General features: G+C 68.6%; 25 protein-coding genes. 13 read left to right on the forward strand and 12 right to left on the reverse strand.

Going from position 1 to position 26354, the window contains the following annotated elements; genetic code table 11:
* The first annotated feature begins 35 nt into the window (after positions 1-35).
* On the forward strand, positions 36-1196 hold the full coding sequence (locus tag IEY88_RS26025) for a sensor histidine kinase (RefSeq protein WP_189157454.1): 1161 nt from the start codon (positions 36-38) through the stop codon (positions 1194-1196).
* 1 nt (position 1197) lies between these two features.
* Here the strand turns inward: IEY88_RS26025 and IEY88_RS26030 are convergent, their stop codons facing one another.
* Complete coding sequence (locus tag IEY88_RS26030) at positions 1198-1404, reverse strand: hypothetical protein (protein ID WP_189157455.1); 207 nt, start codon at positions 1402-1404, stop codon at positions 1198-1200.
* 221 nt (positions 1405-1625) lie between these two features.
* Here IEY88_RS26030 and IEY88_RS26035 point away from each other — a divergent pair, with 221 nt between their 5' ends.
* Complete coding sequence (locus IEY88_RS26035; protein WP_189157456.1) at positions 1626-2939, forward strand: amidohydrolase family protein; 1314 nt, start codon at positions 1626-1628, stop codon at positions 2937-2939.
* A gap of 32 nt (positions 2940-2971) precedes the next feature.
* Here the strand turns inward: IEY88_RS26035 and IEY88_RS26040 are convergent, their stop codons facing one another.
* The gene (locus IEY88_RS26040) at positions 2972-3649 is read right to left on the reverse strand and encodes an SDR family oxidoreductase (protein WP_189157457.1); all 678 of its coding nucleotides are present in this window, start codon (positions 3647-3649) and stop codon (positions 2972-2974) included.
* Positions 3650-3661: 12 nt separating this feature from the next.
* Here IEY88_RS26040 and IEY88_RS26045 point away from each other — a divergent pair, with 12 nt between their 5' ends.
* The gene (locus IEY88_RS26045; RefSeq protein ID WP_229693760.1) at positions 3662-4840 is read left to right on the forward strand and encodes an MFS transporter; all 1179 of its coding nucleotides are present in this window, start codon (positions 3662-3664) and stop codon (positions 4838-4840) included.
* On the opposite strand, the gene IEY88_RS26050 is transcribed toward IEY88_RS26045, so the two are convergent.
* From IEY88_RS26050 to IEY88_RS26065, 4 genes are all read right to left on the reverse strand, one after another.
* Complete coding sequence (locus tag IEY88_RS26050) at positions 4813-5352, reverse strand: DUF3455 domain-containing protein (protein WP_189157458.1); 540 nt, start codon at positions 5350-5352, stop codon at positions 4813-4815. The two genes, IEY88_RS26045 and IEY88_RS26050, sit on opposite strands and share 28 nt — an antisense overlap.
* Positions 5353-5455: 103 nt before the next feature.
* A complete protein-coding gene (locus IEY88_RS26055; RefSeq protein WP_189157459.1) occupies positions 5456-7543 on the reverse strand; it encodes a PhoX family protein in 2088 nt (695 codons plus the stop codon).
* A 129-nt stretch (positions 7544-7672) separates the two neighbouring features.
* Positions 7673-9694, reverse strand: a complete 2022-nt coding sequence (locus IEY88_RS26060; RefSeq protein ID WP_189157460.1) for a PhoX family protein — start codon at positions 9692-9694, stop codon at positions 7673-7675.
* A 64-nt stretch (positions 9695-9758) separates the two neighbouring features.
* The gene (locus IEY88_RS26065; RefSeq protein ID WP_189157461.1) at positions 9759-10925 is read right to left on the reverse strand and encodes an MFS transporter; all 1167 of its coding nucleotides are present in this window, start codon (positions 10923-10925) and stop codon (positions 9759-9761) included.
* 67 nt (positions 10926-10992) lie between these two features.
* Between IEY88_RS26065 and IEY88_RS26070 the strand changes: the two genes are divergently transcribed.
* Positions 10993-11619 carry an HAD family hydrolase gene (locus IEY88_RS26070; protein ID WP_189157462.1) on the forward strand — a complete coding sequence of 209 codons (627 nt, stop codon included), beginning with the start codon at positions 10993-10995 and terminating at the stop codon, positions 11617-11619.
* On the opposite strand, the gene IEY88_RS26075 is transcribed toward IEY88_RS26070, so the two are convergent.
* The gene (locus tag IEY88_RS26075) at positions 11568-12149 is read right to left on the reverse strand and encodes a hypothetical protein (RefSeq protein ID WP_189157463.1); all 582 of its coding nucleotides are present in this window, start codon (positions 12147-12149) and stop codon (positions 11568-11570) included. The two genes, IEY88_RS26070 and IEY88_RS26075, sit on opposite strands and share 52 nt — an antisense overlap.
* 442 nt (positions 12150-12591) lie before the next feature.
* Here IEY88_RS26075 and IEY88_RS26080 point away from each other — a divergent pair, with 442 nt between their 5' ends.
* Positions 12592-13326 (forward strand): SDR family NAD(P)-dependent oxidoreductase, encoded by a 735-nt coding sequence (locus IEY88_RS26080; RefSeq protein WP_189157464.1) that lies wholly within the window; start codon positions 12592-12594, stop codon positions 13324-13326.
* A gap of 39 nt (positions 13327-13365) precedes the next feature.
* Here IEY88_RS26080 and IEY88_RS26085 read toward each other — a convergent pair whose 3' ends face one another.
* Positions 13366-14451 carry an inositol-3-phosphate synthase gene (locus tag IEY88_RS26085; protein WP_189157465.1) on the reverse strand — a complete coding sequence of 362 codons (1086 nt, stop codon included), beginning with the start codon at positions 14449-14451 and terminating at the stop codon, positions 13366-13368.
* A 31-nt stretch (positions 14452-14482) separates the two neighbouring features.
* Complete coding sequence (locus tag IEY88_RS26090) at positions 14483-15019, reverse strand: PadR family transcriptional regulator (RefSeq protein WP_189157466.1); 537 nt, start codon at positions 15017-15019, stop codon at positions 14483-14485.
* Positions 15020-15183: 164 nt separating this feature from the next.
* On the opposite strand from IEY88_RS26090, the gene IEY88_RS26095 reads away from it, so the two are divergent.
* The 3 genes from IEY88_RS26095 to IEY88_RS26105 all read left to right on the forward strand — a co-directional run bounded on the left by IEY88_RS26095 (position 15184) and on the right by IEY88_RS26105 (position 20143).
* Entirely contained in the window at positions 15184-15582 is a 399-nt protein-coding gene (locus IEY88_RS26095) for a DUF5318 domain-containing protein (RefSeq protein ID WP_189157467.1), read from the forward strand.
* A 338-nt stretch (positions 15583-15920) separates the two neighbouring features.
* Entirely contained in the window at positions 15921-18428 is a 2508-nt protein-coding gene (locus IEY88_RS26100; protein ID WP_189157468.1) for a transglycosylase domain-containing protein, read from the forward strand.
* Between the two features lie 101 nt (positions 18429-18529).
* Positions 18530-20143, forward strand: a complete 1614-nt coding sequence (locus tag IEY88_RS26105) for a glycosyltransferase family 87 protein (RefSeq protein ID WP_189157469.1) — start codon at positions 18530-18532, stop codon at positions 20141-20143.
* Here IEY88_RS26105 and IEY88_RS26110 read toward each other — a convergent pair.
* From IEY88_RS26110 to IEY88_RS26120, 3 genes are read right to left on the reverse strand one after another with little or no spacing between them, the layout of a single operon-like run.
* Complete coding sequence (locus tag IEY88_RS26110) at positions 20055-21062, reverse strand: GDSL-type esterase/lipase family protein (protein ID WP_189157470.1); 1008 nt, start codon at positions 21060-21062, stop codon at positions 20055-20057. The two genes, IEY88_RS26105 and IEY88_RS26110, sit on opposite strands and share 89 nt — an antisense overlap.
* Positions 21063-21081: 19 nt before the next feature.
* Positions 21082-22458 carry a glycosyltransferase family 87 protein gene (locus IEY88_RS26115; protein ID WP_229693761.1) on the reverse strand — a complete coding sequence of 459 codons (1377 nt, stop codon included), beginning with the start codon at positions 22456-22458 and terminating at the stop codon, positions 21082-21084.
* A gap of 23 nt (positions 22459-22481) precedes the next feature.
* Positions 22482-23252, reverse strand: coding sequence for a deoxyribonuclease IV (locus tag IEY88_RS26120; protein ID WP_189157472.1), 771 nt, complete (start codon positions 23250-23252; stop codon positions 22482-22484).
* Positions 23253-23383: 131 nt separating this feature from the next.
* On the opposite strand from IEY88_RS26120, the gene IEY88_RS26125 reads away from it, so the two are divergent.
* The 5 genes from IEY88_RS26125 to rplI all read left to right on the forward strand — a co-directional run bounded on the left by IEY88_RS26125 (position 23384) and on the right by rplI (position 26102).
* Entirely contained in the window at positions 23384-24319 is a 936-nt protein-coding gene (locus IEY88_RS26125; RefSeq protein WP_189157473.1) for a hypothetical protein, read from the forward strand.
* A 101-nt stretch (positions 24320-24420) separates the two neighbouring features.
* A complete protein-coding gene (gene rpsF / locus IEY88_RS26130) occupies positions 24421-24795 on the forward strand; it encodes a 30S ribosomal protein S6 (RefSeq protein ID WP_189157474.1) in 375 nt (124 codons plus the stop codon).
* A gap of 29 nt (positions 24796-24824) precedes the next feature.
* Positions 24825-25334 carry a single-stranded DNA-binding protein gene (locus tag IEY88_RS26135; protein WP_189157475.1) on the forward strand — a complete coding sequence of 170 codons (510 nt, stop codon included), beginning with the start codon at positions 24825-24827 and terminating at the stop codon, positions 25332-25334.
* A gap of 58 nt (positions 25335-25392) precedes the next feature.
* The gene (rpsR, locus tag IEY88_RS26140) at positions 25393-25632 is read left to right on the forward strand and encodes a 30S ribosomal protein S18 (protein WP_030480165.1); all 240 of its coding nucleotides are present in this window, start codon (positions 25393-25395) and stop codon (positions 25630-25632) included.
* A 17-nt stretch (positions 25633-25649) separates the two neighbouring features.
* Positions 25650-26102 carry a 50S ribosomal protein L9 gene (gene rplI / locus IEY88_RS26145; protein ID WP_189157476.1) on the forward strand — a complete coding sequence of 151 codons (453 nt, stop codon included), beginning with the start codon at positions 25650-25652 and terminating at the stop codon, positions 26100-26102.
* Positions 26103-26354: the final 252 nt, after the last annotated feature.

The raw sequence follows: 26354 nt of genomic DNA on the forward strand, positions 1-26354 counted from the left end.
CGCGGGGTCGCACTTTCGGCCCTACTGTTGCTCGGGTGGAGAGCACGGACTTGACCTGGCGGCGCCTCGCCGAACGTCAGTGGCCGTTGGCGATCGCACTCACCGCCATCGCCCTGCTGGAGACCGGTTCGATCTCGACCGGTCTCGGCTGGTGGCAGGTGCCCGGAGTCGCGGTGGTCTGCGTGATCGCCGTGCTCGCACCCCGCAGGCCGTTCGACGCCGCCCTCGCGCTGGCGTTCGCCGTCGCCTGCGTGGCCGTCTACATGCGGCTGCTCGGGGTGGCGCTCGAACCGCACCTCTTCTGGAGCGGTGCGTGCATCTCGATGACCGGCGCGGCGATGGCCACGATCGCGACCCTCGTCCGGGATTCCCCTCGCACCAGGGCAGTGGCCGGAACCCTGGCCGTGCTCGCGGCCATGGCGCTCGCGGAGGTCCTGGGCTGGCCGATCGTGGCACCGCGCGAGTACCGCGAGTGGACCCCGGACGCGTGGAACTTCGGGATCGCGGCGTTCGTGCTGCTCGTCCTGTCGGTCGGCAGCGGGATGTACTTCCGGGCCCGCGACAACGAACGGGCCTCGCAGCTCGCCGCTTCCGTCGCGGCGGCCCAGAACGCCGAGCGGATGGCGTTGGCGCGCGAACTGCACGACGTGGTCGCGCACTACGTGACAGCGATCGTCGTGCACGCGCAGGCAGGTCAGCTCAACCGCGAGATCGACGTGCTGCCGGTGATCGCGTCGTCCGGAACGGAGGCGCTGACCGCGATGCGACGGCTCGTCGGCACCATGCGGGACGAGTCTTCCCCGGCAGGTCCGGCCGCTTCCTCGTCGTTGATGGACGACGTGCGGGAACTGGCTGCCGAGTCCGGGCTGCCGGTCCGGCTCACGTCCGACCTGCGGGACGCGGTGCCGCAGGAACTGGCCCGCTCGGTGCTGCGGCTGGTGCAGGAATCACTGACGAACACCCAGAAACACGCGTCCGCAGTGTCCTCAGTGGAGGTTTCACTGTCCTCTGGCGACGGTGTGCTGCACCTGGCGGTGCTCGACGACGGCGTCGCGTCCGGCGTGCCCGTCGGGGGCTCGGGAGGCTACGGGCTCGTCGGCATGCGCGAGCGCGTGGAACTGCTGGGCGGCACGTTCTCCGCAGGACGGCGCGAACCGACTGGCTGGACGGTTCGCGCCGAGCTGCCGATCACCTAGATCAGTCGACGTCGCGGATGACCTCGAACTCCTGAGTCATCTCGACATCGCTTTGCTGGTCGTCGTTCTGAGGGTCGATGTCGGCCACTGAATGCCTCCGCATGATCACGCCCGGTCGCGGGTTGTGATCATGCCAACTCAGCGCCGGGTCGGCGGCTTGGGGGTGGCGGGCTTCTGCGCGCGGCGGAACTGTCCACTGGACGTGCACGGCTTCTTCGACATGATCTTGAGACGCCCCTGTCCTACCCGTGGTTGCTCGTGAATGCACAAAGGGCCCGTCGCTCGCGCATGACGGGCCCCTTGGATGGGGAGAAGTTTTAGGCCGGGGCGGACCCTGGGGGTCGGCCCGCGCCCGACACAGCGAGGATGCCCATCCGCCGCGGATGTATGCATGCTTGTGACCGGCGTCACAGTGGCAGGATTCCCGGCATGTCACTGCGTCTACACGCTCCGGTCGTCCTGCCCTGCGACCCGTCCTGCGCCGTGTTGCGCGACGCGGTCGTGGACGTCGTCGACGGCCGGATCACGTACGTGGGTGCCGCTTCCGAGGCGCCCGCCTTCGACGGCGAGGTCCGCTCGCTGTCCGGCATCCTGCTGCCCGGCCTGATCAACACCCACGCGCACAGCCCGATGACGGTGCTGCGCGGCCTGGGCTCCGACCTGCCGCTGCTGCGGTGGCTGCAGGAGCAGATGTGGCCGAACGAGGCGCAGATGACCGCGGCCGACGTCGGCACCGGCATGCTGCTCGGCGCGGTCGAGATGCTGCGGCACGGCGTCACCACGTCCGCCGAGATGTACTTCCACGGCCCTGAGCTGGTGTCCTCGGTGCTCGCGGCCGGTTCACGGGTGGTGTTCGGCGGCGCGATCCTCGACGTGCCCGGGATGGACTGGAAGTCGCTGACCGGCGACATCTCCGCGTGGATCGACGCCGACGGGCTGCGGTTCGGACCCGGTGAGCGCGTCGAACTGGCCTACGGGCCGCACTCCGCCTACACGCTGTCGGCCCCGCAGCTGACGTCGATCGCCGCCGAGGCGCGCGAGCGTGGCGCGCTGTTCATGGTGCACGTGGCCGAGTCGCCGTTCGAGGACGAGGCCGCACGGGCCGAGTTCGGCTCGGTGCCGGCGCTGATGAAGGCCTCGGACGTGCTGGGCGGCCGCGTGCTGTCCGCACACTCCGTGCACCTGTCCGACGACGACATCGCGCTGTACGCGTCGTACGGCGTCGGCGTCGCGCACTGCCCGGGGTCGAACGCGAAGCTCGCATCGGGCATCGCGCGCGTGCCGGAGATGCTGGCCGCCGGGGTGAACGTCGGGCTGGGCACCGACGGACCGGCGTCCAACGACGACCTGGACCTGTTCGAGGAGGCTCGGCTGGCCGGGCTGTTCGCGCGCGTGTCGAAGATGGACGCCACCGTGCTCGGGGCCGCGCAGGCGTTGCTGATGGCCACTCGCGGTGGTGCCGACGCGCTCGGACGTGACGACATCGGCACGCTGGAGGCCGGGCGCTGGGCCGACGTCGTGCACATCGCCGCCGACGACCCGGCGTTCGCGACCGGGCTGGACGCGCCCGACTCGCAGCTGCTCGCGAACCTCGTGTGGGGGTCCGGGTCGCGCCGGGTCACCGACGTGTGGGTCGCCGGTGACCACGTGGTCGCCGAAGGGGAGTCCACTCGGGTGGACCGGCACGAGGCGCAGGCCGGGGTGGCCGCGGTGGCGCAGCGACTGCGGAGCGTCAACTCGTAACCACAGGCTGTTGACAAGCCTGTGGACAACTTTCAGTGCGGACGCGACCGCACGTTGATCTCGGTGATGTGGGCGTCGGGCGTCGCCAGCACGGCCGACGCCACCGCCCGCCCCACCGAGGCCGGGTCGATGTACTTCGACGCGTCGTACTCGCCACCCTCCTGGCGCCGCACGTCCTGCTGCATCGGCGTGGCGGTGCGGCCGGGGTAGACCGTGGTCACCCGCAGCGCCGGCTCGTCGCCGCGCAGCGCGTCCGCGTAGGCCCGCAGTGCGAACTTCGACGCCGCGTAGACACCCCAGCCCGGGTTCACGGAGAGGCCCGCGCCCGAGTTGATCAGCACGACATGGCCGCCGGCGGTGCGGAGCTGCGGGAGGACCAGGTTCGTCAGTTCGGCGACGGCGAAGACGTTCACGTCGAACGTCCTGCGCCAGTCCTCCTGCGAGGCCTCGGCCAGCGGGCCCAGCAGGGCGATGCCGGCGCTGTGGACGATCACGTCGAGGCGGGCGAGCGGGGTCAGGTCGGCCGAGGCGACGTTCGTCAGGTCGAACGGCCAGGCCTGGGCTCCCGGGAGCTCGGCGGCGAGGACGGACAGGGAGTCCTCGTCGCGACCGCCTAGCAGCAGGTCGTGGGTGGGGGCCAGACTTCTGGCGATGGCCGAGCCGATTCCGCTGGATGCCCCGGTGACGAGGGCGACCGGACGATCACTCATGGGGGGACCATAGTGCCCAGGAAGTTGATCCTGCCGTACCTGTGCCTGCTCTACTTCATCAACTACCTGGACCGGGTCAACATCGGGTTCGCCGGGCCGAACGGCATGTCGGAGGAGCTCCAGCTCTCGGCGACGGTGTTCGGGTTCGCGTCCGGGGTGTTCTTCATCGGGTACCTGCTGCTCGAGGTGCCGAGCAACCTGGCGCTGCACAAGTTCGGGGCGCGGCGGTGGATCGCGCGGATCATGGTCAGCTGGGGGATCATCGCGACGGCGATGGCGTTCGTGCCCAACGGGACCGTGCTGATCGTGCTGCGGTTCCTGCTGGGTGTGGCGGAGGCCGGGTTCTTCCCGGGGATCATCCTGTACCTGACGTACTGGTACCCGCAGAAGGAGCGGGCGCGGATCGTCGCGCTGTTCATGGTGGCGGTGCCGATCTCGACGGCGCTCGGGGCCACGTTCAGCGGGTTGCTGATCCAGTGGACGGACTGGCGCACGATGTTCCTCATCGAGGGCCTGCCGGCGATCGCGCTGGCGTTCGTGACGTGGTTCTGGTTGCCGGACAGGCCCGCCGAGGCCATCGAGGAGGAGCCGCGGCAGGAGCACTGGCCGTTGAAGAAAGCCCTGACGCACCCGCGCATCCTCGCGTTGAGCTTCGTGTACTTCGGGATCGTCTACGGGCTGTACACGCTGGGGTTCTTCCTGCCGACGATCATCAAGGGGCTCGCGCCGGACGCGGGCATCGTCGAGCGCGGGCTGATCAACGCGATCCCGTACGTCCTCGGCGCGGTCGCCATGGTCCTGTGGGCCAGGCACGGCGACCGCACCGGGGAACGGAAGTGGCACGTCGCCGCGCCCATGTTGCTCGGCGGGGTGGCGATCCCGTTCGCGCTCTACCTCGACAACCCCGTCGCGGCGATGGTGGCGGTCTCCGTCTGCGCCATCGGTGTCTGCGCCGCGCTGCCGACGTTCTGGGCGCTTCCCACGAGCTTCCTCGGCGGTGCGGCCGCGGCGGGCGGGATCGCGTTGATCAACTCGCTGGGCAACCTGAGCGGCTTCGTCGCGCCCTACGTCACCGGAACACTCCGCGACCTCACCGGGACCCAGAAGACCGGCCTCTGGGTCGTCGGCATCACGATGGTCGTGGCGGCGGTCGTCGCGCTCGTTCAGAGAGCGGGCACCGAGAAGGTGTAGAGCGTCTCGTACTTGACGGAGGTCTGGGCACCCTCGGTGCAGCCGCCCGTCGGCGCGAGGCCGCCCTTGGTGTTGAGGCGCTGCACGTAGCTGACGCCGGCGAAGACACCGGAACCCCTGGTGGACTTGGCTTTCAGGAGGAGCTCCGGAACGGCTCCGGGCACCTCGTTGCGTGCGCCGTCGACCGGGGCGGCCTCGACCGCGCTGCCGTCGACGGTGGAAACCCAGATCGGGCCGCGCGAGTGCAGTCCGACCGCCCTGCCGAGCCGGTCCGCCAGCGTCGCGGCGGGTTCCAGGCCCTTCCACGCCCCGGCCGTGCAGGTGTAGGTCTGCACGCCCTTGGCCTGGAGCCTTTGGACGATCTTGTGGCCGGGCGGGACCTGTACCGCGGGTGCGACCCTCGCGGAGGCCTCGCTCGTGGCAGCCTCGGTCGGCGCGGCGGTGGAGCTCACGCCTCCGACGAGGATGCCCAGAAGGCTTGATGCGACCAGGACGATGCCAGTTCGTTTCATCACCTGCTGTCGTACGGCCCGAAATGCGGACCGGTTCAGTACCGTCTCAGCCGGCTGTGCGGCCACCCGTCACGCGGACGGGTGGCCGCACCGAACCACACGATCAGTCGCAGATCTTCCTGCGGTCCTTGCGCCACACCACCGCGACGGACGGACGCGGCTGCGACGTGCCACCGTCCGGCCAGTGCGACAGCGGGTTGTTGGCCGAGGCACCGTCGATCTCGCCGGGGTGCTGCACGGACACCAGCACGAAGTCCTCGGTGATGACCGGGCCGCAGGTCTCCGCGCCGCGCGGCACCGTGAGGAACTGCTTGACCTGGCCACGGCGCTTGCCCTCGACGGGCACCGCGAACAGGCCGTCGTTGGACGCCAGGGCGTTGCCGTCCGTGGAGATCCACAGGTTGCCGTGCGTGTCGAACGCGACGTTGTCCGGGCAGGAGATCGGGCTGACCTGCGACTTGTCGAAGCCGCCGAAGTACGTGCCGGGGTCCAACGGGTCACCGCAGACGAGCAGCAGCTTCCACGAGAACGTCAGCGCCGTGTTGTCGCTGCGGCGCTCCTCGATCTCCAGGACGTGGCCGTGCTTGTTGCCGTTGCGCGGGTTGATCTCGGTCGGGCCTTCCTTGCCCGCCTTGCCGCGGTCGGTGTTGTTGGTCAGCGCGGCGTAGATCCGGCGGTTGTGCGTCGAGGGCTCGACGTCCTCCGGGCGGTCCATCTTCGTGGCGCCCATCTTGTCCGCGGCCAGGCGTGTGAAGACGTAGACCTCCTCGGCGGTGAAGCCGGGCACGAACGACTTGTCGTTGTGCGCCAGCGCGATCCACTCGCCGGAGCCGTCGAACTCGCCGTCGGCGGGCAGCTTGCCGGTGCCGTCGATCTCGGCGGCCGGGCTGTCACCGGTGAACTTGGCGACGTAGAGCGTTCCCTTGTCCAGCAACTGCTTGTTGTGCTCGCGGGCGCGCTTCGAGCCGCCCTTCTGCATCTTCTCGTCGGTGACGAACTTGTACATGTAGTCGAAGCGCTCGTCGTCGCCCATGTACGCGACCACGCGGCCGTCCTTGGCGACGATGACGTTCGCGCCCTCGTGCTTGAAGCGGCCGAGGGCGGTGTGCTTGACCGGCGTCGACGTCTTGTCGAGCGGGTCGATCTCGACGATCCAGCCGAAGCGGTTGGCCTCGTTGGGTTCCTGGGCCAGGTCGAAGCGCTTGTCAAAGCGCTCCCACTGGCGCAGCGACGCGCCGCCGCTGATGCCGTAGCGGGCGAACTTGGCCTTCGTGTCCGGGTCGGTGACCTGGTTCGCGTTGGCGAAGTACTGGTTGAAGTTCTCCTCGCCGGACAGGATCGTGCCCCACGGCGTGACGCCACCGGCGCAGTTGTTCTGCGTGCCCAGGACCCTGCGGCCCGTCGGGTCGGCGGAGGTCTTGAGGTACTTCGACCCGGCGGCCGGGCCCTTCACCTCGAACGGCGTGGTGAGGGTGATGCGGCGGTTGTACTTCTTCTTGTCGTCCGGGCAGACGAAGAGCTTGCCGGTGCGCGGGTCGCGGTCGACCATCACGACCGACATGCCGTGCGCGGCCCACGCGATCTTGGCGTGCTTCTCGGTGATCGTGGTGGTCGACCAGTCCTTGAACATGAACGACTCGGTCGTGTACTCGTGGTTGCTCACCATGAGCCAGCTGTCGTGGTAGCCCGGAACCGGGACGAGACCGCAGAAGTCGTTGTTGAAACCGAACTGCTTGGCCTGCGCCTCGGGCGTCTGGTTGTCGAAGTCGAACTTCGGCGCGTCGTCCAGCACACCGTCACCCCAGCGGATGACGACGTCCTGCTGGAAACCCTTGGGCACGCTGATCTGGTCGAGGGTGTTGGGCGCCACCGGCTCGAAGTTCAGGCCGCCGGGGTCGTTGCCGCCGTGGCCACGGGCCTCGGCGTGCGCCGGAGCGGCGGTGGCGGAACCGGAGAACGCGAGCGCACCGGCTCCGGCGGCCGCGACGACCGCACCGGCCTTCAGCATGCCGCGGCGGCTCACGACCTCCTTGACGACGTCGGCGAAGTACGCGTTCTTCGACGTGTTGGGCGCCTCGTGGGCACAGGCGTTGCCGCAGCGGAACTCGCAGGTGACGGCCTGACGCCCGAGCGGGTGGTTGGCCGTGAGCAGGGGCAGCAGGCGACGGCCCCGATCGGTGGGTGAGGACACGCAGGCCTCCGAGATCGGTCAGTGTGGGAACTGGCCGAACCTAAGAGCCCAACGAGTTCGCCTGTCGTCCAGGAGGTGAACGACAGGCGAACTCGTACTACTCCCGAACGATCACAACACGCAGGGTGATCAACCGATCTCACCCAGCTGACGACGGCCCTTGCGCCACACCGCGACGACCGACGGCCGCGGCCTGCTGGTGCCGCGGTCGGGCCAGTTCGAGGCGGGCTTGTCGGCACTCGCGCCATCGACCTCGCCGGGGTGCTGGACGCACACCGTGATCACCCGCTCGCCGATGATCGGGCCGCACGTCTCGCCCCCGCGCGGCACCGTGAGGAACAGCTTGAGGTGACCGCGTTCCGGGCCTTCCAGCGGCACGCCGTAGAGGCCGTCGTTCAGCCCGTCGAGCTTGCCGTCGGCGTCCGTGGAGATCCACAGGTTGCCGTGCCGGTCGAACGCGACGTTGTCCGGACTGGAGATCGGGCTGACCTGCGACTTGTCGTAGCCGCCGAAGTACGTGTTCGGGTCCTCCGGGAAGCCGCAGACGAGGAACAGGCCCCAGTTGAACGTCAGCGAGAGCGCGTCGCCGCGGCGTTCGACGATCTCCAGCACCTGCCCGTGCCGGTTGTTGATGCGCGGGTTCGGCTCGGTCGGGCCCTCCTTGCCCGCCGTGACACCGCGTTCGACGTTGTTGCTGAGCGCGCAGTAGATCGTTCCAGTGCGCGGGTGGCACTCGATGTCCTCGGGGCGGTCCATCTTCGTCGCGCCGACCTTGTCCGCCGCGATGCGCGTGAAGACGTAGACCTCCTCGGCCGTCATGCCCGGCACGAAGGACTTCTTGCCCGACGCGAGCGGAATCCACTCGCCGCCGCCGTCGAACTTCCCGTCGCTGGGCAGCTTTCCGGTGCCGTCGATCTCCGACGCGGGGCTGTCGCCGGTGAACCGGCCCACGTAGAGCGTGCCGTCGTCGAGCAGCGTCATGTTGTGGCGGCGTGCGGCCTTGCTGTTGCCGCGCTTCATCTTCCCGTTGGAGATGAACTTGTAGATGTACTCGAACCGCTCGTCGTCACCGGAGTACGCGACGATGCGGCCGTCGTCGGCGACGCGGATGTTCGCGGTCTCGTGCTTGAAGCGGCCGAGGTGCGTGTGCTTGATCGGCGTCGAGTCCGGGTCGTGCGGGTCGAGCTCGATGACCCAGCCGAACCTGTTGACCTCGTTGGGTTCCTGCGCCAGGTCCCAGCGCTTGTCGAAGCGCTCCCACTTGCGCGTGGTCGCGGTGCCGGTGACGCCGTACCTGGTGAGCCTCGGGTCGTTGCGGCCTGCGGCGTTGCCGAAGTACTGGTTGAAGTTCTCCTCGCCGGACAGGATCGTGCCCCACGGCGTGACGCCGCCGGCGCAGTTGTTGATCGTGCCGAGGACCCTCTTGCCAGTGGGGTCGACGGAGGTCTTCAGCAGGTCGCTGCCGGCCGCCGGGCCACGCACCTCGAACGGCGTGTGCAGGGTGATGCGGCGGTTGTACCTGCTGAACTTCGCCTTGTAGTGGCCGGAGAACAGCGAGCGCTTGATCATGAACACCGACAGGCCGTGGGCGGCCCAGCCGATCTTCACCTGCTCCTCGGTGGGGTTGTTCGGGTCGTACCCGCGGAACATGAACGTCTCGCTGGTGTACTCGTGGTTCGTGACCATGATCCCGGTCAGGTCCAGCGGGTCCAGCGGCAGGATGGCGGCGAAGTCGCAGTTGAAGCCGAACTGCTTGGCCTGCTTCGCGGCGGTCTGGTCGTCGAAGTCGAACTCGGGGACGCCGGGGAACAGCGGGTCGCCCCAGCGGATCACGATCCCCTGCTCGTACCCCTCGGGCACGACGACCTCGTCCTTGGTGTTGACCGCGACGGGCTTGAAGTCGAGTCCCCTGGGTGGGCGGCCCTGGGACTGGGCTTCGGGTGCTGCCGCGGCCGTGGCCGGAGTGGCGATGGTGGCCGCGGCGGCGACCACGGCACCGGCCTTGAGCGCGGTGCGGCGGCTGACCAGGTCACCGAAGTACGGGTTGTCCGAGGTGTTCGGGACGTCGTGGAAGCACGCGTCCCCGCAGCGGTACTCGCACGTCACCGCGGCTCTGCCGACGCGGTGGTTGACGAGCGGCAGAGGAATCATGGTGGTGGCCTCCTACGGTCGGTTCGGGAACCGCAACCGACCGTAGGCGTCCGTTCATGCTTTGTTAACCCACAAGTTGTTCACCCGCGAGCACAGCTTCGGACGGAACGTCCCTTGTGTCCGTCCTGTTGAACGTCAGCAGTCCCGCGGCGACGAGACACAGGACCGCCGCGACGACGAACGGCTGGGCCAGGTGGCTGACGAAAGTCGCGGCCAGGGCACCGCCGAGCCACCGCAGGAAGTTGTACCCGGCACTCGCGACCGGCCGCGGCGCGTCGCTGACGCTCATCGCGGTACCGGTGAACAACGTGTTGAGCAGGCCACTCACCAGGCCGCTCACGATGACCGCGACCACGAGCAACGGCTTGCTGGGCACCGCCATCAGCAGCATCAGCACGGCGAAGGCCAGCACAGATCCGATGATTGCGCTCTTCTCACCGACGCGTTCCGCGAGCCTGGGCGCGAGGAAAACGCTCGACACGGCGACGCACACGCCCCAGCCGAAGAAGATCAGTCCGATCTCGACGGCACCCCACCGCAGGACGAACGGCGACCAGGCGAGAACTGTGAAGAACGCGGCCGTGTAGAGCGCCGCCCCGATCGAGGTGCGCAGGAGGGTGGGGTTCCTCAACGCCTTGAGCGGGTCGAGCAGGCTGATCCTCGGACGTTCCTCGTGCGAGTCCTTGGCCAGGAACGTTGCACAAAGGATCAGCGCCGCCGCCATGAGGATCGCCGTCCCGAGGAACGGCCCGCGCCACGAGAAGCTGCCGAGCAACGCGCCGAGGAGCGGCCCGACGCTCAGACCGAGACCGAGCGCGGCCTCGTAGAGCAGGATCGCGGCCTTCTGCCCACCACTGGCGGCACCGACGATGACGCTGAGCGCGGTGGCGATGAAGAACGCGTTGCCGAGCCCCCACACCGCCCGCAGTCCGACCAGTTGCCCGATGCTCCCGGCCGCCGCACAGGCGAGCGTGGCGATGACGATCAGCGCGAGCCCGCCGACGAGCGTGCGCTTGGCCCCGAACCGCGCCGTCGCCGCGCCCGTGAAGAGCATCGCGACGACCTGGACACCGAGGTAGGAGGAGAACAGGAGGGTGACCTGCGCGGGTGTTGCGTGCAGACCCTCTGCGATGGACAGCAGGATCGGGTCCACGAGCCCGATCCCCATGAAGGCGATGACCGCGGCGAACGCGGTGATCCACACCTGTTTGGGCTGAGCCTTGAAATTCACTTCGCCATCCTAACCGGTTTTGGTTAGCATGGCGAAGTATCATGCGACACAGGGTACGGTGACCGGCGTGGATGCGGTGATCTTCGACCTCGATGGCGTGCTGATCGACTCAGAGCAGGTGTGGGACGAGGTGCGCCAGGCGTTCGCCGCTGCTCACGGCGGCACGTGGACACCTGAGGCGACCCGTGCCATGCAGGGGATGTCGACGCCGGAGTGGGGCGCGTACCTGGTCTCGCTGGGTGTTCAGCTGACCCCGGCCGAGGCTTCCGCCGGCGTGATCGCCGAGATGGAGAAGGCGTACGCCGCGCACCTCCCGCTCATCCCCGGCGCCGACGAGACGGTACGTCTCGTCTCGTCGCGGTTCCCGGTGGCGATCGCCTCGTCCGCACCGGCCGTGCTGATCAAGGCGTTCCTCGACGCGACAGGCCTGCACGTGCCCGTCGCCGTGTCGTCGGAGTCGTGCGCCGCCGGCAAGCCTTCACCGGACGTGTACCTGGCGGCGGCGTCGCAGCTCGGGGTTTCGCCTGGTTCCTGTTATGCCGTGGAGGATTCGACCAACGGACTGAAGGCGGCGCTCGCGGCCGGCATGACCGTGCTCGCCGTGCCGAACCCGCACTTCCCACCCGCCGCCGACGTGCTGGCTCAGGTGCGGGTGCTGCCCTCGATCACCGACCTGCCGGACGCGCTCGCGTAGCTGATCCCGGCCATGCCGACCGCGATGCAGACGCAGGCGAGCACGCCCTTGGGCCAGTAGATGTGGCTGCTGAGGAACAGGTAGCTGCCCAGCGTCAGGAAGACCGCGCCCGGGATCGCCTTGAGGCGGTCTTGGAGCAGCGCGCACACCACGATCGCAAGGCTGGCCGCGAAGAAGCACCACGCGCCAACGGTTCCGAGCTGGTTGCCGATCTTGAAGATGGGCGCGTCGGAGGGCGAGCGGCCACCGTTGGCGATGGCCAGCGCGCCACCACCGATGCCCGCCAACGCGTCCAGCGCGCCGTAGAAGACGACGTACCCGAACGCGGCCGCACGGGCCGGGTAGCGAACGTACTTCGGGGTGTCGGCCAGCAGAACCCATTGCGCCGCACCGAGCAGCGGGAAGATCACCGCCAGGATGACGTGCATGTCCCGCCACCAGTGGGCGGTCGACGCGTCCAGGTGGTGCGGGTGGGTCAGGCCGATGCCGGCGAGGACCAGGCCGGGGAGGGCGACGAGCAGCGTGCGCACCGGGCCGAAGTTAGCGGTGATCACTGCTGTCCCGGCTAGACTCGCCCACTTTCAGGCGATTCGGCCAAGCGTGTCGAACCTGTGTTCGATAGGATGTGCCAGTGGCGAACCGGCGTGAACAGGCGGCGCTCCTGCTCGCACTGCGCGACAGCGGGCGTGGCTGGTCCGACGTCACGAACGCCGTTCACCGATGAGTTGGCGTACGTGCTCGCGACGTTCCTGGCGCGACACCTTCGATGCCAGGACCACGAGCTCCAACACCCCAACAGCTCCGGCCGCACGAGTACGCCGTCCAGGCGGTCGTCGCATGCAAACACTTGCTGCTCGCCCCACGAGCAGCGTGCGCACCGGGCCGAAAACAGCCGAAGCAGGGCTTTCGCTGAGACTCCGAACACTCGAACGTGTCTGTCGCCGGACGGCCGCTCATCCCTAGCGTGACGGCATGACGCAACGAGTTGCCGTGGTCACCGGCACGGCGCAGGGCATGGGGCTGCGGATCGCCGACGTGCTGCGCGAGGACGGGTTCGCCGTCGTCGGCTTCGACCTGCAGGAGAGCAAGGACGGGATCGTCGGCAACGTGGCCAGCGCCGCGGACGTGCAACGGCTCACCGAGCACGTCATGAGCACGCACGGCCGTGTGGACGTGCTGGTCAACAACGCCGGGATCGCCGGCATCGTGCCGTTCGAGGACACGACGCTCGAACAGTGGGAACGGGTCATGGCGGTCAACCTGACCGGGCCGTTCCTGCTCACCCAGGCGCTGGGCAAGGTCATGCTGGCCCAGGGCTCCGGCAGCGTCGTCAACATCGCGTCCGTCGCCGGGCTGCAGGGAGTGGCGGACCGGGCCGCGTACAACACGACCAAGCACGGGCTGATCGGGTTGACGCGCACGCTCGCCGTCGAGTGGGGCGGGCGGGGGATCAGGGTCAACGCCGTGTGTCCCGGCTGGGTCAAGACCGAGATGGACGTCGAGTCGCAGGCCGGCGGGTACTACGTCGACGACGACATCACGGACCACGTGCCCATGGGGCGGTTCGCTGCGCCGGATGACATCGCGCAAGCGGTCAGGTTCCTCGCCAGTGACAACGCGCGGTACGTCAACGGGGTCGCGCTGCCCGTCGACGGCGGGTGGACCGCGGACGGCAGCTGGCAGAAGCTGCGGCTCTCGAAGCGCTGAAAGGAAGGGCCGCCCTCGTGAAGAGGGCGGCCCACCAGATCAGGCTTCGCCGCGGATGAACTTCTCGACGGCCTCGTGGGCCTCGGAGTCCGAGTACTGCACGGGCGGGGACTTCATGAAGTACGACGATGCCGAGAGGATCGGGCCGCCGATGCCCCGGTCGAGGGCGATCTTCGCCGCGCGGACCGCGTCGATGATGATGCCCGCGGAGTTCGGGGAGTCCCAGACCTCCAGCTTGTACTCGAGGTTCAGCGGCACGTCGCCGAAGGCGCGGCCTTCCAGGCGCACGTAGGCCCACTTGCGGTCGTCGAGCCACGCCACGTAGTCCGACGGGCCGATGTGGACGTTGCGCTTGCCCATCTCGCGGTCCACCTGGGACGTGACGGCCTGGGTCTTGGAGACCTTCTTGGACTCCAGGCGCTCCAGTTCCTTCATGTTCAGGAAGTCCATGTTGCCGCCGACGTTCAGCTGCATGGTGCGGTCGAGCTGGACACCGCGGTCCTCGAACAGCTTCGCCAGCACGCGGTGCGTGATGGTGGCGCCGACCTGGGACTTGATGTCGTCACCGACGATCGGGACACCGGCCGCGCGGAACTTCTCCGCCCACTCCGGGTCCGACGCGATGAAGACCGGCAGGGCGTTGACGAAGCCGACACCGGCGTCGATGGCGCACTGGGCGTAGAAGCGGTCCGCGTCCTCGGAACCCACCGGCAGGTACGAGACCAGCACGTCGACCTCGGCCTCGCGCAACGCGGCGACCACGTCGACCGGCTCGGAGTCGGACTCCTCGATCGTCTCCCGGTAGAACTTCCCGAGACCGTCGTAGGTGTGCCCGCGCTGCACGACGACGCCGAGCGGCGGCACGTCCGCGATCTTGATCGTGTTGTTCTCGCTGGCGCCGATGGCCTCCGAGAGGTCGACACCGACCTTCTTCGCGTCCACGTCGAACGCAGCGACGAACTCGACATCGCGCACGTGGTAGTCACCGAACTGCACGTGCATGAGTCCGGGCACGCGGGTGCTCGGGTCGGCGTCCCGGTAGTAGTGAACGCCCTGCACCAGCGACGCCGCGCAGTTGCCCACCCCGACGATGGCCACTCGAACGGTGCGGCGGTTTTCGCCCATTGCCGAGTCCTCCTTGATCAACAGTGAAGTGCTACTCGTCCTGCTCGGACTTCTCGTGCGCGATGAGCTCGTTGAGCCACCGCACCTCGCGCTCCGTGCTTTCCAGGCCTTGGCTGTGCAGCTCACGGGTGTAGCGGTCGATCTGCTCGCCCGTGCGCGTGAGCCGCTCGCGAAGTCCTTCCCTGCGTTCTTCGACACACCGCCGGCGGCCTTCCAGGATGCGCATCCTGACGTCGGCCGGCGTGCGCGAGAAGAACGCCAGGTGGACTCCGAACGAGTCGTCGTCCCAGGTCTGCGGACCCGCGTTGGCCAGGAGGTCGGCGAACCGCTCCTTGCCTTCCGGTGTCAGCTCGTAGACCTTGCGAGCCCGACGTCCCCAAGAAAGAGCCGATTCCTCCGGCCCCTCCTCCACGATCAGGCCCGCCCTCTGGAGTCGCCGCAGTGTTGGGTACAGCGATCCGTAGGAGAACGCGCGAAACGCTCCGAGCAGGTCATGCAAGCGCTTGCGCAGCTCGTAGCCGTGCATGGGCGCCTCGTGCAGCAGGCCGAGCAGCGCGAACTCGAACACGAGTCACCTCCTCGCACCTGCACCGATAGGTGAGGTGATTATATCGGCGCGATACATCGTGTGCCCCTCAGAACTGTGGGATGTGGCACACCGTCATACCGCGCCGGGCCTCGCTGCCCTGAACGGCCCATCATCGGAAAGCGCCCGGCACGTACTCTTGTCACGTGTTGACCCAACGACAGGTGGTGGACTACTCGCTGCAGCGCCGCGCGCTGCTGGCGGAGGTCTATGCCGGTCGCACGGGCACCATGGAGGTCTGCGACGCGAACCCGTACCTGCTGCGAGCTGCGAAGTTCCACGGGACGGCGACCGAAGTGCCCTGCCCGGTGTGCCGCAAGGAACCGCTTACCCACGTGTCGTGGGTCTACGGTGACGAGCTCAAGCACGCGGCCGGCTCGGCACGCACGCCTGAAGAACTGGTGAAGATGGCGAACCTCTTCGACGAGTTCTCCGTGTACCTAGTTGAAGTTTGTCGCACGTGCAGTTGGAACCACCTGGTGCAGTCATACGTCCTGGGGAAGCGTGGGCTGGAAAAGCCACGCAGGAGGACTGCGGCGGAATGACCCACAGGTGACACTGCTCCGAATGAAGTACGACCACCGAACCGTGTGCTGATGCACACCGGTCTGGGAGGCCTTTTCACGTGAACGACCAGCATGATGACCGGCAGCGCGGAGGCGAGCCGCAGTGGCCGACCGGGGACGACCCGGACGGCGGCGGCACGAGGCGCGATGTCCCGAATCAGCCACGACCGGGCACCCCACCCGGTGGTTTCGCGCGCCCTCCCCAGGGTGGCACGCCACCTGGTGGTTTCCCACAGCAGCAGCCCCCACGCCGCCCGAACGGACCAGGCGGTCCGCAGGGTGGGCCTCAGGGCGCACCCGGGCGTACGCAGGGGCCCGTGAGCGGTCCCGGTGGCCCGCAGGGTGGCCCGGGTGGTCCCGGTGGTCCGGGCAACCGCCCGCCGACGCCTCCCGGTGGCATGCCCATCGCCCCGCCCCCCGGTGCCCGTCGCCCCGGTGGACCGGGTGGCCCCGGCGGCCCGCAGGGTGGCCCTGGCGGCCCCGGCCGTCCCGGCGTGCCCCCGCGCACCCCCAACGCGGACCGCACCACGCAGCTGCCGCCGGTCAACCGGCCGACGCAGCGCGAGCCCGAGCTCATCACCCACCGCGAGCCTGACGACGAGTTCCTCATGGCCGGTGTGGACGACGATGACGAGGAGTACTACGACGACGAGCCGGAGCTCACCGAGGAGGAGGAGCGTCGTCTGCGCAAGAAGAAGATCTGGAAGCGCGTCCGGATCGCGGCGTTCGTCTCGATCGGCCTGATGATCCTGGGCCCCGTGATCGCCATCGCGGTCGCGTACCCGCTCGTCGACTGGCCGCGCCCGAACGACATCGCGGCCGACCAGGACAAGACGATCACCCTGCTCTACTCGGACAACACCGAGATGGGCAAGATCACCTCACCCGGCCAGAACCGCACGCTGCTCACGTACGAGGAGCTCCCGGACTCGGTCAAGCAGGCCGTGATGGCCGCGGAGGACGCGAACTTCTACGACAACCCCGGCTTCGACGTCAAGGCCATCGTCCGCGCCGTCTGGATCCAGGCGACCGGCGGCAGCTCCGGTGGTTCCGGTCTGACGCAGCAGTACATCAAGAAGGCGACCGGCAAAGAGGACGCGACGCTGACTCGTAAGTTCACCGAGCTCGTCAAGGCCTACAAGATGAGCAACGAGTCGGACCACAACACGATCCTCACCGCGTACATGAACACCGTGTACTTCGGTCGTGGCGCGAACGGCATGAAGGCCGCCGCGCAGGTCTACTACAACAAGCCGATGAAGGACCTCACGCCTTCGGAAGCCGCCTTCATCGCCGGCATGATCCAGATTCCTTCGTGGTCGGAGGACGAGGAGCACGCGAAGAAGCGCTGGGAGTTCGTGATGCTGCAGATGCTCCAGAAGGGCTGGGTCAGCCAGGCCGACTACGACGCCCGCCAGTACCCGAAGCCGCTGCCGTTCGAGCAGACGCAGCCCGCGAGCCTCGACGGCCCGCTCGCCCGCGTCAGCCAGCAGGTCCAGAACGAGATCGACAGCGAGCTCGTCGGCCTCACCATGGAGAAGGCCCAGAAGGTCGGCGTCACCGTCACCACGACGATCGACCCGAAGATGCAGCAGGCCGCGCTCGACGCCGTGAACTCGGTGATGGCCAACCAGGACCCCGACCTGCGCACGTCGCTCAGCGCGATCGAACCGCAGTCCGGCGCGGTCAGGGCCTATTACCCCGGCAAGGACGGCCTCAAGGGCATCGACTACGCCAAGGGCACGATCCAGGAGGCCGGCTCGTCGTTCAAGCCGTTCGACCTGGTGGCCGACCTGAAGCGGGGCAAGGGCATCGGCGACACCTACGACGCCACGCCTCGCAAGATCGCCGGCGTCGAGATCCGCAACGCCAGCAACACCCAGTGCGGCAAGGAATGCACGACCAAGCAGGCCATGAAGGAGTCCCTCAACACCGTCTTCTACGAGATGGTGGCGGGCCCCCAGGGCACGGGCACGAAGGCCGTGGCGGACGCGGCGCACGCGGCCGGCATCCCGAAGACCGTGATGGTCGGCGGCCAGGCGAAGCAGACGCTGGTCGGTGAGGGCGGCAACGCGCCCACCGCCGGTATCGCCATCGGTGCCGACAGCGCCCAGGTGCGGCCGTTCGACATGGCCTCGGCGTTCGCGACGTTCGCGGCCCGCGGCGTGTACCGAGCCCCGTTCTTCGTCACGAAGATCGTGGGCCCGACCGGCGACGTCCTCTACCAGCACGTCGACCAGCCCGTTCCGGCGTTCGACCCCGTGGAGACGAAGAGCCGCGACATCGCCGACAACGTCACCGAGACGTTGAAGGAGATCCCGTCGGGGCCGATCGCCTGCGCCGGCGGCCGTCCGTGCGCCGGCAAGACCGGTACGCACGAGCTCGCGGGCAGCCGCGACCAGAACTCGAAGGCCTGGATGGTCGGCTACACGCCGCAGCTCTCCGCCTCCGTGTGGGTCGGCAAGGACGCGGGCAACGTGGCCATCAGGGACGCCAGGGGCAACCCGGTCTTCGGCTCCGGCCTGCCCGGCCTGATGTGGAAGAAGTTCATGGACGGTGCCCTCGCGGGTGCGCAGAAGGAAGCGTTCGCGAAGCCGGTGCCCCTGGGCAACTTCAACCCGCCGAAGAAGTCCGAGCCGCCGGCGCCGCCGTCCAGCAACAACCAGCCGTCGAGCAACAACAACCAGCCGACGACGACCACGGATCCGGGCAAGCCGACGACGACGAAGCCGCAGAACCCCGGTTGCATCCCGGGGATCAACTGCCCCGACCCGTCCGACGATCCCGAGACGTCCACCAGCGGTCGACCTCGACCAGGTGGCTGACCCGCGAAGGGGCCCGGTGCACACGCACCGGGCCCCTTCGCTTTGTGCGTTACCTGGGATGTTGACCACGGCGAAACGGTCTTGGCCGTAACATCCGCCCCGTGCCCAGCAGCCCTGCCGAGCTTCCCCCCGAGGCGTCCGAGTCCGACCTCGCCGAGGAGACCGACTCGCTCACCCGTGAAGAGCGCGTCGCACCCACGTGGACCGAGTCACTCGCCCGCGGTCTGAGCAGACCGTTCGGCGGTCCGCTCGGCGAGCACGCGCAGGTCGGCCGGAACTACTTCTGGACGGCGCTGCGGGTGGTCCTGATGCTCGCCGTGGTCACGTTGCTGCTGGGCTGGGTGCAGAAGTCGCCGTGCATCCAGCAGTACGTGGACGACAAGGGCGTCGTGCAGCTCGACTGGCGGGGCAGCAAGCAGTTCACCGCGCTCTGCTACTCCGACACGGTCCCGCTCTACACCGCCGAACGGCTCGACCAGCGAGGTTCCTTCCCGTACATCACGTCGTGGAAGGACGACGAGGGCAAGCCGACCGAGCACGTCCGGTACATGGAGTACCCGGTGGTCACGGGGCTGTTCATGTGGCTCAACGCGCGCGTGGCGCAGGGTCTCGTGGCGCTCGTGCCGGGCCTGCCCATGACGGTGATCGTGTTCTTCAACGTCACCGCGTTCTGGTTGGCCGTGGCGTGGCTGGTGACGGTGTTCTGCGTCGCCCGGATCGCCCGCCGGCGCATCTGGGACGCGGCGATCGTCGCGGTGTCCCCGCTGGTCATCGTGCACGCGTTCACGAACTTCGACACCATCGCGACGGCGTTCGCGACGGCCGGTCTGCTGGCGTGGGCGCGGAAGAAACCCGTGCTCGCCGGTGTGCTTCTGGGGCTCGGTGGTGCGGCGAAGCTCTATCCGTTGTTCCTGCTCGGGCCGTTGCTCTTGTTGTGCTGGCGGTCGAACAGGATCAAGGTGGGTCTCACCACCACCGCGGCGGCCATAGGCGCGTGGGCGCTCGTCAACGCGCCGATCGCCCTGAACCCGGCGTCGAAGACGGGCTGGCGGGAGTTCTTCCGCCTCAACACCGAACGCAACGCGGACCCGGACACGCTCTACAACGTGCTGGTGCAGTGGACGGGCTGGCCGGGCTTCGATCCCGGGCTGACGCAGGGACAACCGCCGACGGTTCTCAACACGGTCAGCATGGTGCTGTTCCTCGTCTGCTGCGCCGGCATCGCCTACGTGGCCCTCTCGGCGCCGACGAGGCCCCGGCTCGCGCAGCTCGGGTTCCTGGTGGTGGCGGCGTTCCTGCTGACGAACAAGGTGTGGAGCCCGCAGTACTCGCTGTGGCTGGTGCCGCTGGCGGTGCTCGCGTTGCCGCGCTGGAAGCTGCTGCTGGCGTGGATGGCGGTCGACGCGCTGGTGTGGGTGCCGCGCATGTACTTCTACCTCGGCACGGACAACAAGGGTCTGCCGATCGACTGGTTCCTCGGTGCCGTGCTGCTGCGTGACGCCGCTGTCATCGCGTTGTGCGTGATGATCCTCAAGGAGATCTACCACCCGGAGCGCGACCTCGTGCGGATGGCGGGCGACGACCCGTTGGCGGGCGTACTGGCCGACGCGCCGGACCGCCGGCTGGTCAAACCCGTACGAGGCGAGCCATTGCACCGAATGCGGCCCCGTTCGGATGCAGGTGATCACCGGAGTCGAACTCCGGACGCAGTCTGAGCGGATCGGCGGGGTCGCGCACGGCCTCGTCGAAGTCGATGGCGGCGGGGAAGGTGGCGCGGATCCACGCGTTCACCTTCTGGCGCTGCAATTCCCTCTCCTCGGTCCACGCGAACCAGCCGCGCCACGGCGTGATGGTGCCGACGTGGAACTCCACGCCCTCGTTCCGGCACCGCAGCTGGACCGTGCGGATGCCGGCGATGACGTTCTCGGCGTTGACGCCGCTCTGGATGTCGTTGATGCCGCCGAGCAGCACGACCTTGCGGACTTCCTTGCTGTACAAGACGTCCCGGTGCACACGGGTGACCATCGGCGCGTTGCCCAGCACCACGCCGTTACCGTTGATGCCCGCGTTCAGGACCGCGTAGTCGCTTTCGACGAGTGCGGGCCAGGTGTTCTCGTAGAAGCCCTCGGTGATCGAGTCGCCGAACATCACCACCGCACCCGGCGCGGTGAAGCCCGCGACCTCGACGGCCGAGACCAGGCAGATCTGCTCACGCGTCGACGTGATCGTGCGGTGCGCGCGGGCCTGGCAGGGCGTGCCGGCGGGGGAGTACGTGCTGACGTCCAGTGTCTTGGTGGTCCTGAGCTGCACGGCGTCGCTGTAGACCTCGGCACGGGCCCTGATCGTGACGGCACGGGAGCGGCCGAACGTGAGCTGCCGCGTCTCGCCGTCGGCGGTGACGGTCACCTGCTCGACGCGGACCGGCCTGGTGCCCATCAGGTTCGACAGGCGCACCCGGACCGAGGTGCCGCCCGCCGCGAGGTCGACCGTCGTGCGCACGCTCGGATCCGGCACGGCACCGGACAGCGTCGGCACGGCCTGCCACACGGGCAGCCAGCGGATCACCTCCGACCGCACGGGCACGCCGGAGGCACCGCAGACCAGCAGCAACGCCAGCACGATGATCACCCTCACGGGTGAAGTCTGCGGCGGATCAGGCCCTGGCGGCTACATCCCCGCGGATGAACTTCAGATCTTCGTGGTCGTCCTCGGTGACGTCCCTGGACTTGAGGAACACCACGAACAGAGCCAGGAGCAGCGCGGCCCGGCCCCACACGCCGATCATCACGGCCTGCGCCGAGAAGCTGTCGTAGATCCCGGCGGGCTGCCCGAACTCGATCGCCCAGAACCAGCGGAAGATGCCGATGCCCATGGCCAGGTCGACCACGAAGTACGCGAAGGCCCACACCAGCCGCACGCGCAGCAGCACCAGGAACGGCACCAGCCACAGCGTGTACTGCGGCGAGTGGACCTTGTGCAGCAGCATGAAGCCGCACAGCATCGCGCCGGACACCGCGATCCACGGGTAGCTGCCCTCGCGCCGGAACCGCGTCCAGCCGTAGCCGGCGGCGATCCCGAACGACAGCAGGATCGTGATCGGCGAGATGACCGCGACCAGCGACTGCATCGCGTCGTCGCCGATGAACGGCCGCAGGCCCCAGTACCAGATCGAGTTCGTCGTGATGTCGACCCGGCGCAGCGACTGGAACTCGAACGACGCCGCCCAGCCGTCGTAGCCCGCGATCGCGAACGGCAGGTTGACCAGCACGACCGTGATGATCGAGGCGAGGCCGACCTTGACCGCGCCGGCGACGTCGACCCTCTTGCCTTCCGGCAGTTCCCGGCCGCGCCAGCCACCGGTGGCGACGAAGAGCATCAGCGGCAGCACGAAGGCCGCCGGGTAGACCTTGAACGCGAACCCGAGCCCCAGCAGCACGGAGGCCACCACGGCTCTTTCGACCAGCGGCCGGTTCCAGCGGTGCACCACGAAGACCGCGGCGACCGAGCAGAGCACGACCGGCAGGTCCCAGTTGTGGAACGCGTAGAGGACCAGCGGTGGCCCGATGGCCCACAGCAACGCGCGCCAGCGGGCCAGCTTGCCCAGCAGCCAGCCCGTGAGCAGGCCGAACGGCGCCATCAGCAGCGACGAGTAGAGCAGGTACTCCGCGTCGTTGTGCGCGAAGATCGCACCCGCCCAGATGAGCAGGCCGGAGAGCACCGGGTACTCGACCGTGCCCCCGACGAGGATGCCCTTGTCGTTGATGTTGCCGTCGACGTAGGGGAAGACGTGCCGGTCGATGTCGCGACCGATCCAGAGGTGCTGGATGTCGGAGTAGCAGACGTCCTGCTTGTTGCGTTCGTCGTAGTCGGGCTGCGTGCGGCCCCACTGGTCGAACGCGGGACCGGTGCAGCGGTCCTTGTTGATGAAGCCCAGCAGCAGCGTGAGCCCGCACAGGAGCACGAGCACGACGGCGGCGGGCTTGCCGAAGCGGGTCGTGAACCGCCCGGAGTCGCCTCGCTCGGGCGTCACGCTCACCACCTCGTGCACGGTGTTCACCGGCCGGCGCGGTCGCGCAGGAAGGCGATGTCGTCGGCCTGGCCCTCGTCCGGTGTCTCCACCACGACGGGGCATCCGGCACTGGCGACCACGGCCGCCAGCTGGTCGGCGTCGATGGTGCCAGTCTTGATGTTGTCGTGCCGGTCGCGCGACGAGCCGAACTCGTCGCGTGAGCTGTTGAGGTGCACGAGGTCGATCCGGCCGGTGATGGCTTTCACCCGATCGACGATGCCGACCAGGTCCTCACCGGCGGCGAACGCGTGGCAGGTGTCGAGGCAGAAGCCCGCGCCGAACTCGCCGACCGCGTCCCAGAGGAGCTTGAGGGAGTCGAACGTGCGGGCCATGGCGTTGTCGCCGCCCGCGGTGTTCTCGATCAGGACCGGGACCGCGAAGCCGCCCTCGGCGACCTGGCGCTCGAAGAACTTGCGCCAGTTCGCGAAGCCCTCCGCCGGGTCCTCGCCCTTGGTGACGTGGCCGCCGTGCACGATCAGGCCCTTGGCGCCGACGGTCGCGGCGGCCTCCGCGTGCTGGACCACGTTCTTCCTGGACGGAATCCGGATCTTGTTGTTCAGCGACGCGACGTTGATCAGGTACGGGGCGTGGACGAACACCTCGAGGTCCGAGGCGAGCAGGGCCTCCGTCTGCGGATGAGGTTTCGGCTTCTTCCAGCCCTGGGGATCCGACAGGAAGAACTGGACGACCTCGGCCCCGCGTTCGGCCGCGGCGCCGACCGGGTCGTCGTCGCGTACATGGGCCCCGATGCGCATACGCAGGAGGGTAGTCGGCGTCCACAACGCCATCGCAGCCGCCGCCGATAGGAGTAATCGGAAAAACTGGGGATGGTTTACGTCACCACCAGGACCTACGGTCGTTACCAGAGAGTAGGAAAGGGGTTCGCATGAGGCTGTCGAGCGTCGCCGCCACGGCGTTGCTGGCCCTGGCGTCCGCGTCGGTGGGCGGGGTCGCGCACGCGGCCGATCCCATCGTGGTCGGCAGCTGTGCCACCACCGTGCAGGGCGCGCCCGGCACCCCCGTCTCCCTGAGCCCGGCCGCGGTGACGCAGCCGATCACGGACCTCGTGCGCGCCGTCCCGTTGCTCGGGCCGCCGCTCGCCGAGCCGTTCCAGAAGGCGTTCTCGCAGGTCAAGCCCATTCCGATCGGTGCGGTGCAGGCCGGCACGACGACCATCACCGGCGGCACGATCGCGAACGCGGTCATGGTCGAGGTGAACAAGATCCCGCTGCTCGGGCCGATCCTCGGCACGCTCGACCAGACCGTCCGCGCGACCCTGACCAGCGGCTGCAAGGTGACGGTGACCGGCGTCAACCAGGTCGCGGCGCCCGTCCAGGACGGTGCGAAGGCCGTCGCGGACGCGTCCCAGCAGGCCGTCGGGGCGATCCCCGGCGCGCCGAAACCGCCTGGTCAGCAGCCTCAGCCGGGTACGCCGCCCGGTCAGCCCGGCACGCAGCCGGGAACTCAGCCGGGAGTCCCCGGTGTCGGTGCGGGCGCGCCGAGCAACCGCGACTTCTCGCTCTACCCGATCGGCTCGAACTTCGGCCGCGTGCCGCTGTTCAGCTACGGCTCGCTGCCGTTCGCGATGCCCGGCCTGTACTCGCCGTCGCCCGGTGTGCGGTACGGCTCGCAGGTGCCCCGCGCGTCCAACGGGACCGGCGTCGAGGGCGATCTGGTGCAGGCCGCCGGTCGCGCGACGGCGTTGCCCAGGCTCAGCGGTCCCGGCGGTGTCGGTGCCCCGGTGCTGGTCGCGGTGCTGATGCTGGCCCTGGTCACGGGCGCGCTGGTGCGGACCTGGGCGCTGCGCCGCACCCCTGCGTAGTCACCGGACGCGCTCTGTTAACCTTTGTCAGTTGCTGACGCGACGACCCTCCTGCCACGGAAAGCCCGTGGCCGCGAGTCCACAGGAGGTGAGTGGTCCTCATGCGTCATTACGAAGTGATGGTCATCCTCGACCCCAGTCTCGACGAGCGCACGATCGCGCCGTCTCTCGACACGTTCCTCAACGTCATCCGCACCACGGGCGGAAACGTTGAGAAGGTCGAGGTGTGGGGCAAGCGCCGGTTGAGCTTCGAGATCAACAAGAACAGCGAGGGCATCTACGCGGTGCTCGACCTGTCCTCGACGCCTGAAGCGGTGAAGGAACTGGACCGCCAGCTCGGTCTGCAGGAGACGGTGCTCCGGACGAAGGTCCTGCGCCGCGAGCCCGCCAAGGCCGCCAAGCTGGCTGCCAAGGCCGCGGCCAAGTCGGACGCCAAGTCGGCCAAGTCGGCGGCCCGCGCCGCCGCCAGGGCCTGACGAACCTCGATTAGGGGAGCTCCCAAGACATGGCTGGTGAGACGACGATCACGGTGGTCGGGAACCTGACTGCCGACCCTGAACTGCGCTTTACCCAGTCCGGTGCGGCGGTGGCCAGCTTCACGGTCGCCTCCACGCCCCGCACGTTCGACAAGAACTCGGGCGAGTGGAAAGACGGCGAAGCGCTGTTCCTGCGGTGCAACGTGTGGCGTCAGGTCGCCGAGAACGTGGCCGAGTCGCTCACCCGCGGTTCGCGAGTGCTCGTCTCCGGACGGCTGCGCCAGCGTTCCTTCGACACGAAGGAAGGCGAAAAGCGCACTGTCGTGGAGCTGGAGGTCGACGAGATCGGCCCCTCGCTGCGCTACGCGACCGCGAAGGTCAACAAGGTCAGCCGTGGAGACGGCGGCGGTGGCGGCGGCTTCGGCGGCGGCGGCGGTCAGCAGTCTCGCGGCGGTGGCGGCGCGCCCGCGGACGACCCGTGGGGCTCGGCCCCGCAGGCCGGTTCCAGCGGTGGCTTCGCCGACGAGCCCCCCTTCTAGACCGACTGCACCGGTCATCCAGTACTTCACACATCGCGTATTCAGGAGTTAGAGACACATGGCCAAGCCGCCTGTGCGCAAGCCCAAGAAGAAGGTCTGCGCCTTCTGCAAGGACAAGAGCGCGTCCCTGATCGACTACAAGGACACGACGCTCCTCCGCAAGTTCATCTCCGACCGCGGCAAGATCCGTGCCCGCCGCGTCACGGGCAACTGCTCGCAGCACCAGCGCGACGTCGCTGTTGCCGTGAAGAACGCCCGTGAGATGGCCCTGCTGCCCTACACCTCGACCGCCCGCTAAGAGAAGGAGACACTGCGATGAAGCTCATCCTCACCGCTGACGTTTCCGGCCTTGGCGCTCCCGGCGACATCGTCGAGGTCAAGGACGGCTACGGCCGCAACTACCTGCTCCCGCGTGGTCTCGCGATCGTCGCGACCCGTGGCGCGCAGAAGCAGATCCAGGTCATCACCCGCGCGCAGGACACCCGCCGCGTGCGCGACCTGGACCACGCCAAGGAGATCAAGACCGCGCTCGAGGGTCTCTCCGTGACGCTCAAGGCCAAGGCCGCCGCGGGCAGCACCAAGCTGTTCGGCTCGGTCACCGCGTCGGACGTGGCGGCTGCCGTCAAGTCCGCCGGCGGTCCGGTCCTGGACAAGCGCGCCATCGAGCTGCCGGGTCACATCAAGACCACGGGCAAGCACTCGGTCACGGTTCGCCTCCACCCCGAGGTCACCGTCGCCCTGCCGCTCGTCGTCACCGGCGGCGAGTAGCAAGCCCTACGGCTCCAGCGAGTGGCGAGCCCTGCTCACCCGCCAACGCGGCTTCGCAGAGCTCGCCTCCGCGTGTCTGTCGCGGGGCGACCCCCGCAGACCCACGGGCGAACTTGTGGCGTCGCATCGTGCGGTGGTCCCACCACGCGTTGGTGGGGATCGCCCACGGTTCGGTTTGCTGAAGCGCCGCTCACCCGGAATGCTCCGGGTGGGTGGCGCTTTCGCTCGTTCGGACCAGCGTCGTTCTGTCCA

It is taken from the genome of Lentzea pudingi, assembly GCF_014646255.1.
GTDB classification, from domain to species: Bacteria; Actinomycetota; Actinomycetes; order Mycobacteriales; family Pseudonocardiaceae; genus Lentzea; species Lentzea pudingi.